Here is an 18,235-nt window from a genome sequence, read left to right on the forward strand (position 1 = left end):
AAACATGATGGCAAATTAATTACTCATAACGAAGATAATTTTATATCATCGAATTAAATCTTCGACGATATATGCCTCTTTTGCTACTACCTTCGCAATCAGCTTATTAAATTCATTAGCAATTAACTCTTTGCAATGGGTTGTTACGGGACCATTAATCGAAATTAAATATTCACCTTCCTGATTCCTAGAAAATAAAATCCATAAAGTTCGATTGCTTACAGGACGATCTTCACTACCAAAATGATTTGCATATTGAAATTTAAGATTCGTATTACTCGATTCTGAAACCGCTTTACTGAAAAAAGAAGGGGTAATATTCACCAAAATTCTCAATCGTTCTGGTTTTTTCAAAGGGATTTTTAAATTAAATAATTTATTAATTTTGCGTTTAAATAAGGCATTAAAACGAATTGCTTCAGCCCAACTCAAATATTTAAGGTAAAAATCAACAATCCCCGAATAAAGCTTACTTCTCTTAAATTGTTTCGTTAACCAGAGCTTATTCCATCTATAAAATAAATAATGGCTCATTGTTAATCCCGAATCTTTAAACTCACTGTTTTTAATTACATGCGAGCATTTTTGAAAAGAAGCAGTTTTTAATTGTTGTTCATCAATTGACCTAACAAAATCGATGAAGGTGTATTGATCATCTACTGCAATATTTAAACGTTTATATTCTGAGAACAAACCCACAACTGCATTGTATTGACTGCCTTCCCTTCCACTATGAATTTGAATAAAAGGTATTTTCTTCTGTCTGCTGAGCTTATAAAAGACAAGATGACATGCAGCGATTAGTCCGGTGCTCACATTCATATTATTAGTTTTATGCCATTCTAGAAATTGCTCGGCCTTATTGGACTCAATAGGATAATGGAATAAATACTTTTTCTGACTATCTATAGCCATAAAGTGTTTATGTCCAAGATACAACATTTTGAATCCTTTATTATAATTTTGCCAAAAATTAATTTTATGTTTTAAATTCGTCTCATAAAGATGATTATTTTTTTTGACAAAATTAAGAAACAAATCTTTTTCGGGCTCTACACTTAACGGCTTCCCTTGTGCCAGCATTTCATAGTATTTTTTAAATTGACTCAAGACAAGATCACAGGAAGGACCATCCACTATGATGTGAGGGATTATCATGTGCAATTCATGCAGATCGCTATTTATTTTATAAAGAAAAACTCTTATTAGTGGTTGATCTGTTAGCGGAATCTCGCGCAACATATTATTTTGAAATTCTTGATTGAGTACGATCTCTTCATTGTCTAGGGAGATGTCTTTATAAATTAATTCAAACTGTCCTTTTTTCTTTAACACTTGGGTGGGCACTTCGGAATCAAAGCTCAGCCAAAAAGCACTGTTGTTTTTTACTACGGCATCAAATGCATGAGCGATATAATCCTTATTCAACTTGCCTTGAATCTGTAATTGCGTTCCAACGTTATAAGAATAGCCTTGCCTATTAAGCACCCAAAAAATGTATTGAAAATCACATAAAGGAACCTCTTCACCCACGAGAGTTATAGCGGCATTAGGCATTGCTTTATTTTCAAATTGAAACAAATTCTGTAATTCATTCGCAATATTTTTAGCAATCTTGCTAATACTGGGCTCATTAATAAAGTATTCTATTGATAAGTTAAGGGTAGGAGTTTGTAATTTGTCATGAATACGATTGCGAATTTCTATGGCCATTAGTGAGTCTAACCCTAATGAAAACAAACCATCATCCACTTCAATTTGTTCTAGATCGTCTAACCCTAAAACATCCACTGTAATTTCTCGTAAGATCTGACTCAGGATGGCAATTGATTCTTCTTTGGTATGCTGACGAAGAGAGTTTAATAAATGCTGATCGGCGGGCTGAGAGTGCTTCATAAGCTCAACCAACCATGCATTTTTCGGAGAATATTTAAAATAAATGTCCCAATTGATAGGACATACACCAATTTGCGGCAATTGAAGGGTTAATAAAACATCAAGAACATCAATACTATCTTTATCTAACAAACTAAACCCACGTTGTTGAATAGCCTGGCTTAGATTTGCAGTCATCCCCATTGAATGGAAAGGTCCCCAATTAATGGAAAGTCCTGGTAATCCTTGTTGCTGTCGTAAATATGCCAATCCATCGAGAAATCCATTAGCTGCCACATAATTTGCTTGTCCTCTGGTACCTAAGATAGAAGCGAAGGATGAGAACAAAACAAATAGATCTAGAGGAATGTCTTTGGTTAATTGATGCAAAATTAGAGCACTATCCATTTTTGCACTTAATACATTTTGCATCTCATCATCATTTAAATTAACTAACAAACCATCTTGCACAATACCTGCGAGATGAAATATGCCTTGTAGTGGTTTGGAATTCTGTTCGATATCGTTAATGATCTGTTCCATTTTCTGATAATTACTGGCATCTGCCTGATAGTGTTTGATGAATACTTGCTTTTTGCGCGCTTGCTCGATGATCCTTTTAGTATCTTCTGAACTTTCAGATCTACTGGTAATGACAATGTGTTGCACGCCCCTATGAATAAGGTACTCAATTAATGTTTTTGCCAAGGCTCCAGTACCACCTGTGATCAGATAGGTTGCATCACTTTTAAATAGCTCTTGATGTATGAGATTTGCAGAAACCTGTGCTTTCTTTAATCGAGGAATATAAAATGTATCTCGGATCGCAAACTGATTTTCAACGCTGTTGTTGGTCAATAGATATTTTAATAGCTCTGGCAACGTACTTTTGCTATCCAAATCAATTGCATAATTTTTACCAAGCTCAAGTTCATTACTAAAAGTTTTCCAAAAAGCACATGCCATAGTATGGTAGGGATTTACCGTATCTGTTTCATGAACCGCATATGCATTTTCTGTGACTAATGTGAAGCTTTGAGGTCGTGACTTAAACATTTTTTGACAGCAATGAAATAAGTCATTGAAATGGCTTTGATTGTATAAGAATACTATATTTTTATTCTCAATAGGTCCCAATTCATCCAGACTAGATATGAATTGATAATCCAAATCACCGAATAGTTTGTTTGCCCGATCCGGTTCTTTGGATATCACAAATAACTGGGGAAGCTGCATTGGTGTCAGTTCATTGTACTTAAATGGACTCCATCGAGTTTGATACAAATTTTGAAGATAAGATTCATAAGGAATAAAATGGCTTTGCGTTACCCTTCTTAATTTAAACTGTTCAATTTCACCAATGAGTAAACCTGCATTATCATAAAATTTGACATCAAAACACAATTCATTATCATGCTCGGAAGTTTTCTGGGTTAAACAGCTCCATACACTTCGAGGAGCTTCATGAATTGTAGTCATTCGTGCAAACGTATATGGTACATACGTGGAATGCTTAAACTGATTTTTTTTAAGTAATAAAATACTTTGCATTACACCATCAAGCAAAATAGGCGGATAATAATAGTTGATCCCTTGGCTGAGTTTAGTAAGTACTACTTTGGAAAGAATGCTGTCATTTCCAAGATAACTCTCTTGCAAAACCTGTAGTTCCTCTGGATAAAAGAGAGCATGATTTTTAAAATGCTCATATATTTGCGATCCATCCAAGCTGCGCTCAAAAGATGATTTTAATTCATTTATATCGACTGACACAGGAAGCAACGGCGATCGTGAATTGATTTCCATTTCAGAAAACAATTGCCAATTATCATCTTGTTTCGCAAAAATATTGATTTTGTATTGTTCGACACTCTGTGGTTTGACTTGCAACTGAAACTCTTGGGCCTGCTTTGGATATAATGGACGCTCAATATGAAATTTTTCAATTGAAAACGTATTGGATTTCAATACAAATTTAGCGGCTGCCAAACCCGACTCAATAAAAGCGCTAGCTGGGAATATAACTTTGTCAAAAATAAAATTCTGCTTAATGTACGTTAAATGTTCTAAGTCCAGCTTGTTACTAAATAAAAACTCATTGCCAGGCAGCGACAACATTTGTCCTAAAAGAGGATGCACTACATCAGTAGGTGACTTTATGGAGCTTTTTTTCTCAACCCAAAATTCAGTCGCATCAAATACATAATGAGGTAAATTAACTTTGTTAAATACCTGGCTACTGTTTTTATAGTATTGATTCCAGTCGATCGATTTCCCTTGCATGTAACTTGTCACAATAGAGTGGAGAGGAGCATCTTGAACATCAAGAGTGATACCTTTGCCGTTAGATTGAGCAAACTGACCTGACTCCAAGATTCTACCTGCCTCTTGAGCCGTATGGGCAATTAAAGCCAACCGATAATTATAATGTTCGCGGCAGGTAGCTGCTGTAAAACAAATATCACTAAACGCTTCTGATGTTTTTGCTAAATACTGCTGATAACTTTGCACTAAATGTTCTAAAGCGGTTTGTGAGCTCGCAGACAGGACTAATAATTGGGCATTAGTGGATTTAACGGGTTCCTGGGCCGCAGGGTTTGGAAATTCTTGTAAAATAAGGTGAGCGTTCGTTCCACTAAAACCAAATGCACTGACCCCTGCACTTCTCAATTTTGAATCCGTTTCCCAATCTAGGTTTTGTAAGGGAAGCCGAGTATCCCCTAGGTGAATGTGTGGATTTAATTTTTTAAAATGGAGCAATTTATAAATTTTCTTCCTTTGCAGACTGATCACTGTTTTAATAACACTTGCCACGCCAGCTGCACTTTCAAGATGTCCAATATTAGTTTTTACTGCACCAAGATATAAAGGATTATTCTGAGTGTGTCCTTTTCCATAAACCTGATTAATTGCATGTACTTCAATAGGATCGCCTAAGGGTGTACCGGTTCCATGTGCTTCTATATAACTGATATCACCACTGGATAAATCCGTTTGACTTAAAGCTTTTAGCATTACTTCTTCCTGGCTTTTGCCATTAGGAACAGTCAATCCTGCAGAACGTCCATCATTATTTACTGCCGAAGCTTTAATAACGGCTAAAATGGTATCCTTGTCGCGTAAGGCATCGGATAGTCTTTTTAATAGCAGTACGCCGCAGCCCTCCCCTCTTGCATATCCATCTGCATGCTCATCAAAAGTTTTACAGTGACCATCAGGAGCTAACGCTTTAGCTTTGCATAAAGTAATATTTGCTTCCGGCATTAAAAGCACATTGACCCCACCCGCAAGCGCATAATCAATTTCTCTGTTTTTTAAACTTTGACATGCATAATGAATCGCTACTAAAGATGAGGAACAGGCTGTGTCCACACTGATTGATGGGCCTTTCAAATCAAAAGTATACGCTACCCGTCCTGGAATCAGATTAGACACATTCCCCGTTATCGAGTAAACACTTAGTTCTTCGTTAGAGAAACCCGATTTTTCTAGCTGTGCGTAGTATTCATTGGGACCTACACCTGCAAAAACTCCCGTTAAACTGCCCCGTAATGAGTCAGGTAAATAATTTGCATTTTCAATAGCCTTATACGAACATTCTAAAAAGATTCGTTGTTGAGGCTCCATTAATTTTGCCTCACGAGGACTAATCCCAAAGAAGTTTGCATCAAAGCATTTAATCTTTTCGATTAACCCTAGTTTATTAACATAAGATTTCCCTGGCGCATCCATATCGGGATCATAATATTTTCGATTATCCCAGCGCTCAATGGGTATATCTTTCATTCCACTTTTACCCTCTTCGAGTAGTATCTCAAAGGCCTCAATATCGCTGGCATTGGGAAAATTGCAACTCATACCAATAATTGCAATTGCATCATTGGTTTGTTCTACTACAGGTTTGGGACCTTGTTGGATAACTAAATGTTTCCCCAATTCAGACTCTATATGCTGAGTCAATTTATTAATTGAAGGATAATCAAAACCTATTGTCGCAGTCACTTTAAGGGTTGGTGCTAGTTTTTCTTTGAGCTTGGTTGCCAACTCGGTAATCATCAATGAATCAAAACCAAGCTCAAAGAATCCCTCATCTTCATCCAGCTCATCCACCTGGGTAAGCTCAAGAATTTCTTTACAAATAAAACACACCAAATCCCTACAAAATTGGAGGCGTTTCTCTGGATTAATTTCCAAATAGTCATTAAGCCATGAGGATAAATTCTTATTTGCAAATTGTTCTGAAACGTGCAGATTATCCGCTAAATATTTATGGAAACCCGGTACGGGTTTCGGAACAAAATCAAGCATAAATTTGAGATAATCAGGAGAAATAATAACTGCATGACTTAACTGATCATTAATAAGAATTTTAATGAACGTATGACCTTGTTCATTACTGATCAAAGACTGTTTTAATCCTTGGTCTTGAGATCGCTTTTTAGCCATCCCCACTTCGCCCCAAGGCCCCCATTCAATTGCAGTTCCAACCAATCCCAAACGTCGGCGCTCCGCAATCAAAGCGTCTACGAAACTATTAGTGCCACTGTAAACTGACTCTTTATTACTGCCAAATACGGAGGAAATCGAAGAATAGATAACAAAAAAGTCCAGGTCGAGGTTTTTAGTTAATTCATGCAAATACCAACTGCCTTGCACCTTGGCAGAAAATAAATAATCGACATCCTCATTGTTATGCTCCAATAATGGGGCTTTAATTGCTACACCTGCTGCGTGAATAATGCCTTTTAACAATCCGTCTGCATTCAATTCAAGAAGTAACTCATGTACTTTTTCTTTGTCAGTAACATCCAAATTTACAGGACGAATAATTCGCCCGGTATAACTGTATTGAATTTTCTTAATTGCTTCTTTTACTGCGGGTTTCTCCACATTTCGCGAACCAAGAATTACTTCCCTTGCACCAGCTGAAAGCAAAGCTTGCGCCGTGATTAGGCCTAAACCACCACAACCACCCGTAATTAAATAACGGCCTTCTCCATAAAGCGATCTTCGCTTATCCACGAGTTTGGTTTTTTGCAATCGCGCAATAAAACGTTTGCTTTCTCGATATGCAACGATGTGTTCATAACATTCCTCAAAATTATGCCTAATTTCATCGACAATTTGTCCCGCATAATTTTCGTCTTCTGTTTTTTCGGTATCAATCAAAATAGTATTCAATTGCGGCAGCTCTAATACTAATGTGCGGCAAAACCCAATAAGTGGGCTATCATTCAGATTCAGCGCCCCTGCTGCCAGTTCTGCTATTGCATTGGATGTAAGCACAATAAGTTGCAATTTTATAGCTTTATGATCCAGCTCTTTAACAAGTTCCAGTAACTTTTTAAGGGTGTTTTTTTGAAAATGGATACTGGACCCAATATCTTCAGTTTTAGGAGCATCCAAACCTACCGCAAAAATAATCCCATCCAATTGCTTTAAGGGTGGACTCTCTTCTTCAAGGTGAATATCTAATCCCTGGGCAATAAGGCGGGGAGCAAGTTGTTGTGCGCCAATTAAAAGCCAATTATTTCCTTGCATTTTACGATTAGTGCGAGTACAGAGTTGAGGCAGCCATTGCAATTGAAAACACCAATCTTGAGGTAAAGGGGCATCTTTTAGTTTGTCTTTTGTTTCAAACCAATGTTCTTCGCGAGCAAATTCGTATAAAGGAAGTTTAACTTTTAGAAACTGAGTGTTGAGTGACTGATAAAACTCAACCCAATTTATAATCAACCCTGCTTGAAAATCTGCCTGTAATTCCGTCAATGACTTGCTTTGTAGCAAAGAGGCGGGATTCCTTTTTTCCTTTTTGATTTGAGTGATGGTGTACCCATTGTTCTCAATCACGGCAGCGGCTTCTTTCGCCGTACGTGCTTTAATAGCAACCCGAAATAAGAAATGGCTACGACACGTTGCAGCGGTATAGCATATATCCGCAAATTCCTCTTGCGTATTTTCTAGATAATTTTGATAACTTGCTAAAAGTAACTCTAGCGCTTTTTTACTTTTGGCGGAAATAAGTAATAAGGACTCTTGAGGGAGTGTACGTTTCTCTATGGTTCGTACAGGGGCTTCTTGGAGTACGATGTGTGCATTCGCTCCGCTAAATCCAAAGGAACTCACCCCAGCACATCGTAATCCTTCTTCCTTGACCCAATCCAGAGTCTTTAATGGAATAACTGTATTTTTTAACTCAATTTCAGGATTTAATCTCTTGAAATTAAGGTGTTTAAATATTTTACGAGCATGTAAACTTAAAACAGCCTTAATTACACCGGCCACTCCAGATGCACTTTCAGAATGGCCTATATTGGTTTTTACCGAGCTGATGTAAAGCGGTTTTTCCTCACTATGGTATTCACTAAAAATTTTGCTTAGTGCATTCACTTCAATGGGATCAGCCAATGGTGTACCGGTACCATGGGCTTCTACGTAATCAATATCTTTGGGTGATAAATGTGATTTAGCGAGAGCACTGCGAATCACCTCTTCTTGAGCAATACCATTAGGAACAGTAAATCCGCCACTCTTACCATCGCTATTAATGGAAGTTCCTTTAATTACCGCAAGAATGTTATCCTTGTCTTTTAACGCCGTGCTTAATCGTTTTAAAACGATGACACCACACCCTTCACTACGTGCATAACCATCCGCATCCTCACTAAATGTCTTGCAGCGGCTCTCGGGGGATAACATCCTGGCTTTTGAGAGCGTGATATTTGAATCGGGAGCAAGTAGGATATTTACTCCCCCTGCAAGAGCCATATCACAATCGCCATTTTGCAAACTTAAGCATGCATCATGAATGGCGGTCATCGAAGAGGAGCAAGCTGTATCAATGGCCTGTATTGGTCCGTGGAAATCAAACGCATAAGCGACTCGACCCGGTATCGCATTTAAAACATTTCCTGTGGCAAAATAAATGTTTAGATCTTCTAAACCAACACCAAGGCCTGCTAATAAACGTGGATATTCATTCGTACCACAACCAACAAAAACTCCAGTTTTACTGTCTTTAATTGTAGAAAGAGATAAGTTTGCATCTTCCAATGCATGATAGCTCGTCTCCAGAAATACGCGTAATTGTGGGGACATGAGTTTGGCTTCACGAGGGCTGATATTAAAAAAATCTGCATCAAAATTTTTTATATTTTCAATTAAGCCAAGTTGTTTGATATACAGACGGCCTAAAGCATTAACGTCCGGATCATAAAATTTCTCATTATCCCATCGCTCCAAAGGAATATCCGCCATACCGGTTTCGCCTCGCTCTAATAAGGACAAAAACGCCTCTATGGTTTCTGCTTTAGGGAAACGACAACTCATGCCAATGATCGCAATAGGTTCATTGCTCAGTATATTGACCGTGGGTTGTCGGTACACAGGTTCTGGCATCTGGACTTGATGTATATGTCTGGCCAACTTGTCCAAACTAAGAAAAGCAGGAATGGACATCTTATAAGAGAAGAGTTCATAAACACCCTGCTCCAGTGCGGTTAATGACTCCTGGTTGAATCCTAAAGAGCCGAAATCCTGATGTTCTCCAATGGGTTCTATTTTTAAAAGGAATTGTATGTAAGCAGCCAGTTTCTCTTTGATGGATTCTATTTGTTCTTCTTTGGGTTGCAAAGATAGAGTAATTAGCCCATTTTTCTCCCTCGTTTCATGCCAATAGGGTTTTCTATCAAAAAAATAAAGTGGTAAATCTGCTTTATTAAATTGCACATCTTCAGGATCAATTTTTATATTAAATCCCGCAAAATAGGCCTCGTGTATCAGCTTGGCGTCAGGAGATAATTTTTGGATTTCTTTTTTTATAGTGACCTTTTGAATCTCATAAGATTCAGATTCGATCGTGTGAATCAATGTTTCTTTATCCTGAGTCACAATGGCGCAACGATATTTATAATGATCACGACAGTTTATAAGGGTACAACAAATATCATGTAAACTTGTCGACGTTCCTCGAAGATATTGTGCAAAACGTACTAACATCTTCCTTAATGAATACTCACTATTTGCTGAAACAACAAAACATGTTGCTTGTCCATCATCTAATGATTCTGGTGTTAAGATATCATTGTCTGCTTCTTCAATGATGGCACTTACATTAGTGCCACTGAAGCCAAAATTAGATATTTGCACATGTCTTTTTTTATTTTTTTGTTTCTTAAAAGGAAGTGCTTGTACGGGTAAAATTGCGGGTATGCTTTCTGGATCTATAGTTTTATTTGGTTGAGTATAATGTAAATTGGCAGGAATTGTTTCATGCTTCAATGCACCAATTGCTTTAATCAGTGAGGCGACCCCAGATGAGGCAATACTGTGGCCTATATTACTTTTCACTGCGCCAATAATTAGAGGTTTATCTTGAGTATGATACCCTTTGTGGATCTGTTGGATTGCATTAAACTCAACTGAATCACCAACAACCGTACCTGTTCCATGAGCTTCAATATAATCAATGTCACTTGGAGTTAAATGAGCCAGCGCCAACACTTCATGATGCATGGCAATTTGTGACTTAATATTTGGAGCAACCAAAATCGTCCCATCATCACCATCCTGATTCATGGCAATACTTTTGAGTACTGCATGAATGGTGTCTTGATCTTTAATCGCATCAGTTAAGCGTTTTAAAATTATTACCCCACACCCTTCGCTTCGCACATAACCATCAGCATGGATATCAAAGCTGCTGCATTGATCCTGTGCAGATAACATATTTGCTTTAGTTACACTGATAAAACTTTCAGGGCAAAGACTAAGATGAACTCCACCCACAATAGCCATAGAACATTGCTTCATTCTCAATGAGGATGCTGCAACATATAGCGCTGCCAATGAAGAGGAACAGGCTGTATCTACAGCCATACTGGGACCTTTTAAATTGAGAAAATGTGACAATCGTCCTGGAGCAGCGCTGCTGGCCGCACCAATTTGGGTATAGGCATTAAATTCGATATTGTCTTTATAATTGAGCTGGCTGTAATCCTGGGTTGAAGCGCCGTAAAATACCCCGGCATTTGAATTATTCAATGAGTCTAGTGGGATATTGGCATGATTTAAAGCACGAATTGCCACCTCTAAAAAAAGACGATGTTGCGGATCCATTTGTTTGGCTTCTACTGCAGATATTTTAAAAAAAGATGCATCAAATAATTGAGGATTATTAAGAAAGCCTCCTTTACGACCAATTATTTTATCGGCTTTCTCCCGATCTGGATCATAATATTCATCAACATCCCAACGGTTTTTTGGCATTTCTTTAATAGGCGAAAGCCCCTTGAGCAACATCTCATAAAACGTCTCAACATCTTCTATATCTGAATCAATACCAGGAAATTGGCAATTCATTCCTATGATGGCAAGAGGTTCATTAAGAATGTCTTTTAGATCAAGTTCCTGGTTTTTTTTCACCACTTTAAAATACTCCCATACCACCAGAGACAATGCCATTAAGTTTAATGGCGGTGACCACCAGAGGCAGCACATAAAATAAAAATAAAAAATAGCAATAATAAGGACTTATAACAAGACACTGAATTTTTGCGTGGTAGGATAAACACACCTTGATTTTGTTTATTACTGAATATCAGTTTCCTTTATATGTTTATACAACATATCCCCACTACCTTTATTTCATCTGCAAACCATAACGTCATGGCTCAAAATTTATTCACAAAGTGGCTTGAAAATGAGCATCATGACACTCATACTTATTTAATAGCACAAAAGATTCAATAGAACAAAAAAACAGAGCTAAAATCTTCTTTGTCGCAGTATTGACGGGGAGTTGTATTTGATAAATACAACACTCCATGGTAGGTTATTTATTTAATGAAACATTTAATCACGGAAAATAACATTAAAACGTATGGCCAGGCTTTAAAGCAAATTCGTTCATTATTAAAACTAGGGAATCCTCATCCCTCAGAAGTAAAATTAATTAAAAATCAGATTCAAGAAAGCTATAAAAGTTTTGCACATATTATTTTTGATAAGTCCTTTTTGAATTGGGGGTTATGGAATAAAAAAATATATAATGAATACGCTTCCTTAAACTTTGATTTTTCAAAAATATGTACTATCCAGGATATTTATTCTCCTTTACTTCTCTATCATCTGATAAGACCGTTAATCAGGATGCAATTTTTTGATAAAAAACTGCTTGAAATTGGGTGTGGCAATGGAATTGGTTTAAAAGTTAGTTCTCTATTACTAAAAACAAAATATGCTTTAGGTGTTGATTTAACGAAAGAATTAGTTAACCACGCATATCAAAATTTCTACAAAGAAAACACAATTAATTATATTCAATCCGATGCGGAACATTTGCCTTTTGAAAATAACAGTTTTGATATTATAACCAATCTTGAAAGCTCACATCTTTACCCACAAATTGAGCTATTTTTTTCAGAAGTAGAGCGTATTTTGTCGCCTAATGGTTTTTTTTGTTATTCTGACCTTAATATTAAAGGTAAATTACAAGCAATGAAATTAGACGAATATCTTGAGACAAGTACCACCTTAAGAGTAATTCAAAAGGTAGACATAACGCGGATGGTTCAATCGGCTATTTATCATCGCTTGATTGTAAATGAACAAAAAATATTAGCCTATATTAATTCGATGATCAGTGAGGATGAAGAACTTCAAGATTTCGTTAGTTCCATGGGATTAGCATTTCTTCCTTGGTGGTTCTTTTTGTTTAAAAAAACAAGTCTCCGTCACATTGCAAAAAAAGAACGAAAAAAAACGCTTATTTATGGAAAAAAATATTATTTTTATTACTTGATTCAAAAGGTTAATCAATGAAAATCATGAATGTTAAGACCATCGAATATGTTTATGGCGAAGAAGAGAAAATCAAGAATATTCTATATAAATCCAGGGAACCTCTGCTCATAAAAATAAAAAACTTTAAGGGTAACTTTAATTTAGATTATTTTGAAAAACACATTCATGCCGATACAACCTATGCTACTTTTGAAAATAACCGTCGTGTGGCGCATCAACCTGCTGATTTTGGAACAATAATAGCTAAAATCAAACAAAATATGCCCTATCGAATCTTTGGGCAAATTCTTACTGAAAAACAATCGGCCGAGATTGAAAAGCATATACCCCTTTGGCAACATATCCCCTTAAGACCAAGATACTTTAATAAGACCTTAAAAGTAATCTATTTTTTTGGTGGCCAAAATACTCATACCTATATGCATTATGACCGAGAGCATTGCAGCAATCTTCATGTATGTTTCAGTGGGAGAAAGAGATTTTTACTCTTTACTCAAGATCAGAGTGAAGCGATTTATAAACTTCCTTTTGTGAGCGATAGCTTGATCGATTTTAGTCGACCTTTAGAGGAAATTAATCAGCAATATCCCAGATCACAACATGCTGAAGGATACAGGGTTACTCTTGAAAAAGGCGATATGTTATTTATGCCAAGAAATTGTTGGCATTATACTGAATATCTCGAGCCCTCTTCTTCTGCGTGTTATATTTTTTATCCCAAAAAAATCCTGCAGATTTATGGGTATTTTACAGGATATTTTTTTCTCGGTTTTAAAGAGCCAACGGGCTTTTTAATCAGTAATTGGCCTATCGTTAAAAAATTTAGCGAGCGCTATGCCTTAGCAAGTGGAGTAAAAAAATATCTAATGAAAATGATAGAGTTCATAATATTCCCAATCATATTACCTATTGTAAGTATCCTTGCACTCATTGCTCATAAATTAAAGCCACGGCGCGTTTATTAGGGAACAGGATTGGACCTCGATGCATTACTGCTCACTCATTCCAAATCCATCTATTTTTCGATCCGTGCAGGAGTATGCTTGGATCTTGAGGAATAGAGGCTAAACGCTTCCTAATTTTTTACCAATTGACAAAATACATTCATCATCGCAATTTGCTCAATATTCGTTGGCGTCGCTTCAAGCAAGAAAGGCGAATAGACAACAATTGCTAAACACTGAGCTCGCGAGATGGCAACGTTGATTCTGTTTTTATCAAAAAGAAAACCAAGTCCTCGAGGCGATTCATTTGCATTACTTGCACACATACTTAAAAAAACGATTGGCGCTTCTTGGCCTTGAAATTTATCAACGCTTCCTACTTTAGCCTGTTCACCAAGTGCATTCTTCAATTTATTGACCTGGTGATTATAGGGAGCAACAAAAAGGATATCCTCCCAACTAATTTCTTTTTGTGAGCCATTTTTATCCTGAAAGGTTCTGCCTAATAGTTCCTTGGTTAATAAAACAATTTGTTGGACTTCTTCATCACTCGCTTGGGTATTTCCTTCATGAATGACGGGTACCGGAATAATACCGGCCTCTTTAGTTAACAAGCCCTGATATCCCGGAGGAATTACTATTAATTGGTGCTCATTTCCAGGAGCAGTTTCCAGTTTGCTTTCATAAATCGCATGGCTGATAAATTGATTTACTGCAGGATGCATTCTATAAGTTGTGCCCAGAAAAACTCCCATAGAATCTGGAATTGTTGGGGTCGTGTGTAACAAGTACTCTAATATGGATAAACCACTTTCTTCAGGATGACATCCCTGGGAGGGTTGGCCTAACTGCATTTGGTCGCCCATTAATACAATATTGTGGGTTGCACGACTCATCGCAATCAAATTAGCCACACTCACTTGTCCTGCCTCATCAATAAAAAGATAATCAAAAGCACCAGCTAACTCTTCTCTGCTAAACCCCCACGCTGTAGTACCTACAACACACCCAGGTTTAATGAAATGAACCACCTCTTTATTCTCCAGGACTGCAATATCCGAAGCCTTGATGTTCCCATCGGTATTACGGGTACAAGCAAAATGCCCTTCTATCCCGTTTTTGCGGCAATAATCAGCAGTACTCACTAACAAATTATTGATTGCTTTATGGCTATTGGAGGAGATGCCTACTTTTTTTCCTCTTTGAATAAGCTCGGCGATTAGATGTTTTCCGGTATAGGTTTTTCCAGCTCCTGGAGGACCTTGAAGTGTTAAATAACTATTGTTTAAATTTAAAACGGCCCGAATTAGCTCCTCCAGTCGCTCCTCAGGATGATGACTTGGTGCTATAGCAAGTCCTTGAGGATGATTTTTAATTCGCGGATAAGACCTGTTCAGAAAATCCAATATCGCAGTATGTTCAAGTAAGCCTTGCTCAAATAAAGCCGCCTGTTTGGCAATTGCATCGGGAATCGAATGGGGATCTACGTATTCATTAGGGATCAAAGTAATTGGGTCATCCACTTCATTTTTCATTTGCAAGACAATAATCCCATGCTCCAAATCACTGTCTTTTTCATAATAATTGACAGTGACGGTTTTCCCCTCCTCTGTTTCCTTACCTAAAATAAAATATTGCTGGGCTCCCCCTTTAAACTCCTGTTCTGGATCAAAAAAATACTCATAAGCTAAAGTTCGTGACTTAGGTGTAGGCTTATAAGGAGGTTTAGGGGTTCGTCGACAATAGGCCAAACAATCAATATCATCGAGTAGTTCTTCTCCAGTTAATCCCAGGCGTTCAAACATTCGCCAAAAGACGGGTTTAGCTTCACGTCTATGGAATTCAATTGACCAGGCTAAAATTAAATGGATTTTGGCTAAGGATAAGTTGCCGTCTGCCTTTAAGCGTTCAGCGTTTGCGAGTAATCGATCGCGTAATTGAATACGCTCACCCAACTCTTTTTTGACCTCAAGTTCAACAGGTTCGGTTTTTCCTAAATAACTTATGCCTTGTTCTTGTTGTCGGGCTCTCAACCAATCAACCAACTCTAAAGTGGAATAACAATCATCAATATTATAATCACGAATATCATTTAATATTTTTGAAGTTTGCCAATTTTCTCCATCGGGATTTTCTCGCCAATGTTCGTAAACAACGACTGAATCCCCTCCAGATCCCACTTCCGTATCACGTTTGCTTCGGTATAAATGCTCTACATTTTTAATTGAATAACGCGGCTCACCGATAATTAGAGAGGCTTTAACGATTTTATATAAATCAACAAATACTTCATTGCGTAAAAGTTGATCCACTTCCTCTTCGCACACGCCGTATCGTCCCATGAGACGACGACATGCGGAAACTTCATAGTTGGCATAATGATAAATATGCATTTGCGGATCTTCTTTCCAGCGCTGAAAAACCCACTTTATAAACGCTTGAAAACTTTCTTTTTCTTGTTCCGAATTATGAGCCCAGAAATCCTTGTACTGGCGTTGACCTTGATCATCAAAATAGGCAACCCCCCAAAGGTATTCCAATCCTCCATCTTCGAGAGGAAATCCTTCGATATCAAAAAATACATCATGTGATGATCCAAAAGGTAAAAGTGCCAAACCTTGTTTGTGGCCGGGGACATGAGGGAGTATTTTATATAGAGGAATATCCTTACCCATACTTTTCTTTTGGATTTTAGCTTGTGCTTGCAAACGTGCAAAACGATCCGGTTTAATTCCTTTGACCCAGGAGCACTCTGCATGAGCTAATGCAGTCATCGTCTTAATACCCGCCGAATACAACTTTTTGATTTGTGCTGCCGTAATGGTGGCAACTTGAATTAAATGATCAGCATTGATTAATAATTCTTCAGCATACGTGCTCCATCTTCCCCAACTTTTAGATGCAGCAGGATCAGGACATGCAGTAGGATTAAAATTTTGCTGCGCCAATAAAAACTGATGTTTCAAATTCTGGTAATAATAAAAAAAATCTGCCGTACGGAAACGTTTCTGTTCCTTATTCCCTAAAACGACAGTGAGATATTCTGTTCTACAGCCTTGCATGGCTTCAAGCATTTCTGCATAGCAACATAATTGCAACAGAAAACTAGGTTTTACCGAACGGGCAAGTTTGGTATCCAACACCTCATAATTGTACTCACCAAATCGACTTTTTCCTGCAGTTTTTATTAGAAAATCTGCATAACCCTGAAAGGGAAGCAATTGCAAATGAGCCTGATAGATCACCTCGATTCCATCCTTCATCGCTGTTAATGTTGCCTCATATGAATTCGGGTGTTGAAACAGATTCGCAACGGATAATCCTTGCTTTTCAAAAAAAGCCAAGAGCTCTAATTCATGCTGATGACCTAAATGTTGCAATACATCAATTAATTTATCGCTCTCATCAGGCGGCGGTAATAAATTAGGATGTACCACGGCAAGATGTTCTATCCAAGATACAAAAGGACTCTCCATAAATTGAGTGAGATCGGAGGGTGAAAAAACTAATTGATTGGAGTGAATGTACATTTCGGCACAATTGAATAAGAGAGTTAACTCAAAAGTATACCAAAACATGAGCCTTGTGAAATATTAAACTAACTTATTGATTATAAGCACTTTAAAATTTGGCGTAAGCGACTTGAAAATAGTATAAAATCCGGCACTATAACGCGCATTTAAGGACACTCTAGAAAATGATGAATAAAAACGAAAAAATTCCTACTGAAGAAAAAATATCCCCTGAAAATCAAAAAATAATGAACCGCACCATTGGCATCCTAACTACCTCTATAGCACTGTATGCCTTACTTCGCAAAGGCAATTACCGTGCTGCTTTTTTGTTTTATGAGAAAAGTGGCGGAGGTGGATTTAATATTTATAAGGAACTGGAACATGGGAAATTAAAGCGCTGTTTTGCCATTGACTATCATCCGTTTTGGGATAAAAAGGCCAATCAATCGGTATGGAAGTTACATTATCATCGGGGTGAAAATGAAAGCCAAATGAAGAAACATAGACCGCATCAGGGAGGGTGGTAACCTTCGTCTTGATTAACTTACTGTTGAGGATAATAAATTTGCACGGGATCCTTCTTTTTATCTACCACAGCAAAAGAAGTCAACTGATGGGGTTTTGCGGTTGTTTTGTTCATTATATCCCAAACGGTATAATCTCGAATTATTTCAGCATCCCCAATGAGCGAACGATGACACCGCCAAGGGACTGCTTCGGCACACATAATCGCAACTTTATAGTCTTTTATTAAATGATTTAAGGCATCAATTCCTTCAAGAAAATCCTTCGTTTGCATATAATCAGCAAATCCACGAAAACTCGCATTTCGCCATCCAGTATTAATAGAGTTTTTTTCAACCTTACGCAAACCACCTAATTTAGCAATGTGTGTGTACGCAATTTTTTCTTTGGCGAGCGATTTTTCAAATTCTCCTTTATTAAACCATGGAACAGTGCGCGATCGAGGTATTGTTCGCACATCAACAACATGAGTTATTTGATGTGCTTGAATTATTTCAAGAAACTCCTGCAAAGTATGTGTTGAATGACCAATCGTAAAAAGCTCAGGCATAAATCCCTCCCTTAAATTTACAT

The 18,235-nt window shown here is 37.3% G+C and carries 6 protein-coding genes; 3 read left to right on the forward strand and 3 right to left on the reverse strand.

Annotated elements, in window-relative coordinates; translation table 11 throughout:
- Positions 1-45 precede the first annotated feature (45 nt).
- Positions 46-11,301 carry an SDR family NAD(P)-dependent oxidoreductase gene (locus tag ACWTE2_RS10305; protein ID WP_454785288.1) on the reverse strand — a complete coding sequence of 3,752 codons (11,256 nt, stop codon included), beginning with the start codon at positions 11,299-11,301 and terminating at the stop codon, positions 46-48.
- A 417-nt stretch (positions 11,302-11,718) separates the two neighbouring features.
- Between ACWTE2_RS10305 and ACWTE2_RS10310 the strand changes: the two genes are divergently transcribed.
- Entirely contained in the window at positions 11,719-12,696 is a 978-nt protein-coding gene (locus tag ACWTE2_RS10310; RefSeq protein WP_454785289.1) for a class I SAM-dependent methyltransferase, read from the forward strand.
- Positions 12,693-13,643 (forward strand): cupin-like domain-containing protein, encoded by a 951-nt coding sequence (locus tag ACWTE2_RS10315; RefSeq protein WP_454785290.1) that lies wholly within the window; start codon positions 12,693-12,695, stop codon positions 13,641-13,643. The genes ACWTE2_RS10310 and ACWTE2_RS10315 overlap by 4 nt, the downstream gene beginning before the upstream one ends.
- A gap of 110 nt (positions 13,644-13,753) precedes the next feature.
- Here ACWTE2_RS10315 and ACWTE2_RS10320 read toward each other — a convergent pair whose 3' ends face one another.
- Complete coding sequence (locus ACWTE2_RS10320) at positions 13,754-17,152, reverse strand: TM0106 family RecB-like putative nuclease (RefSeq protein WP_454785291.1); 3,399 nt, start codon at positions 17,150-17,152, stop codon at positions 13,754-13,756.
- Between the two features lie 167 nt (positions 17,153-17,319).
- On the opposite strand from ACWTE2_RS10320, the gene ACWTE2_RS10325 reads away from it, so the two are divergent.
- A complete protein-coding gene (locus ACWTE2_RS10325) occupies positions 17,320-17,664 on the forward strand; it encodes a hypothetical protein (protein WP_454785292.1) in 345 nt (114 codons plus the stop codon).
- Between the two features lie 17 nt (positions 17,665-17,681).
- Here the strand turns inward: ACWTE2_RS10325 and ACWTE2_RS10330 are convergent, their stop codons facing one another.
- A complete protein-coding gene (locus tag ACWTE2_RS10330) occupies positions 17,682-18,212 on the reverse strand; it encodes a DUF488 domain-containing protein (RefSeq protein ID WP_454785293.1) in 531 nt (176 codons plus the stop codon).
- Positions 18,213-18,235: the final 23 nt, after the last annotated feature.

This window comes from Legionella nigrisilvae, assembly GCF_977063395.2.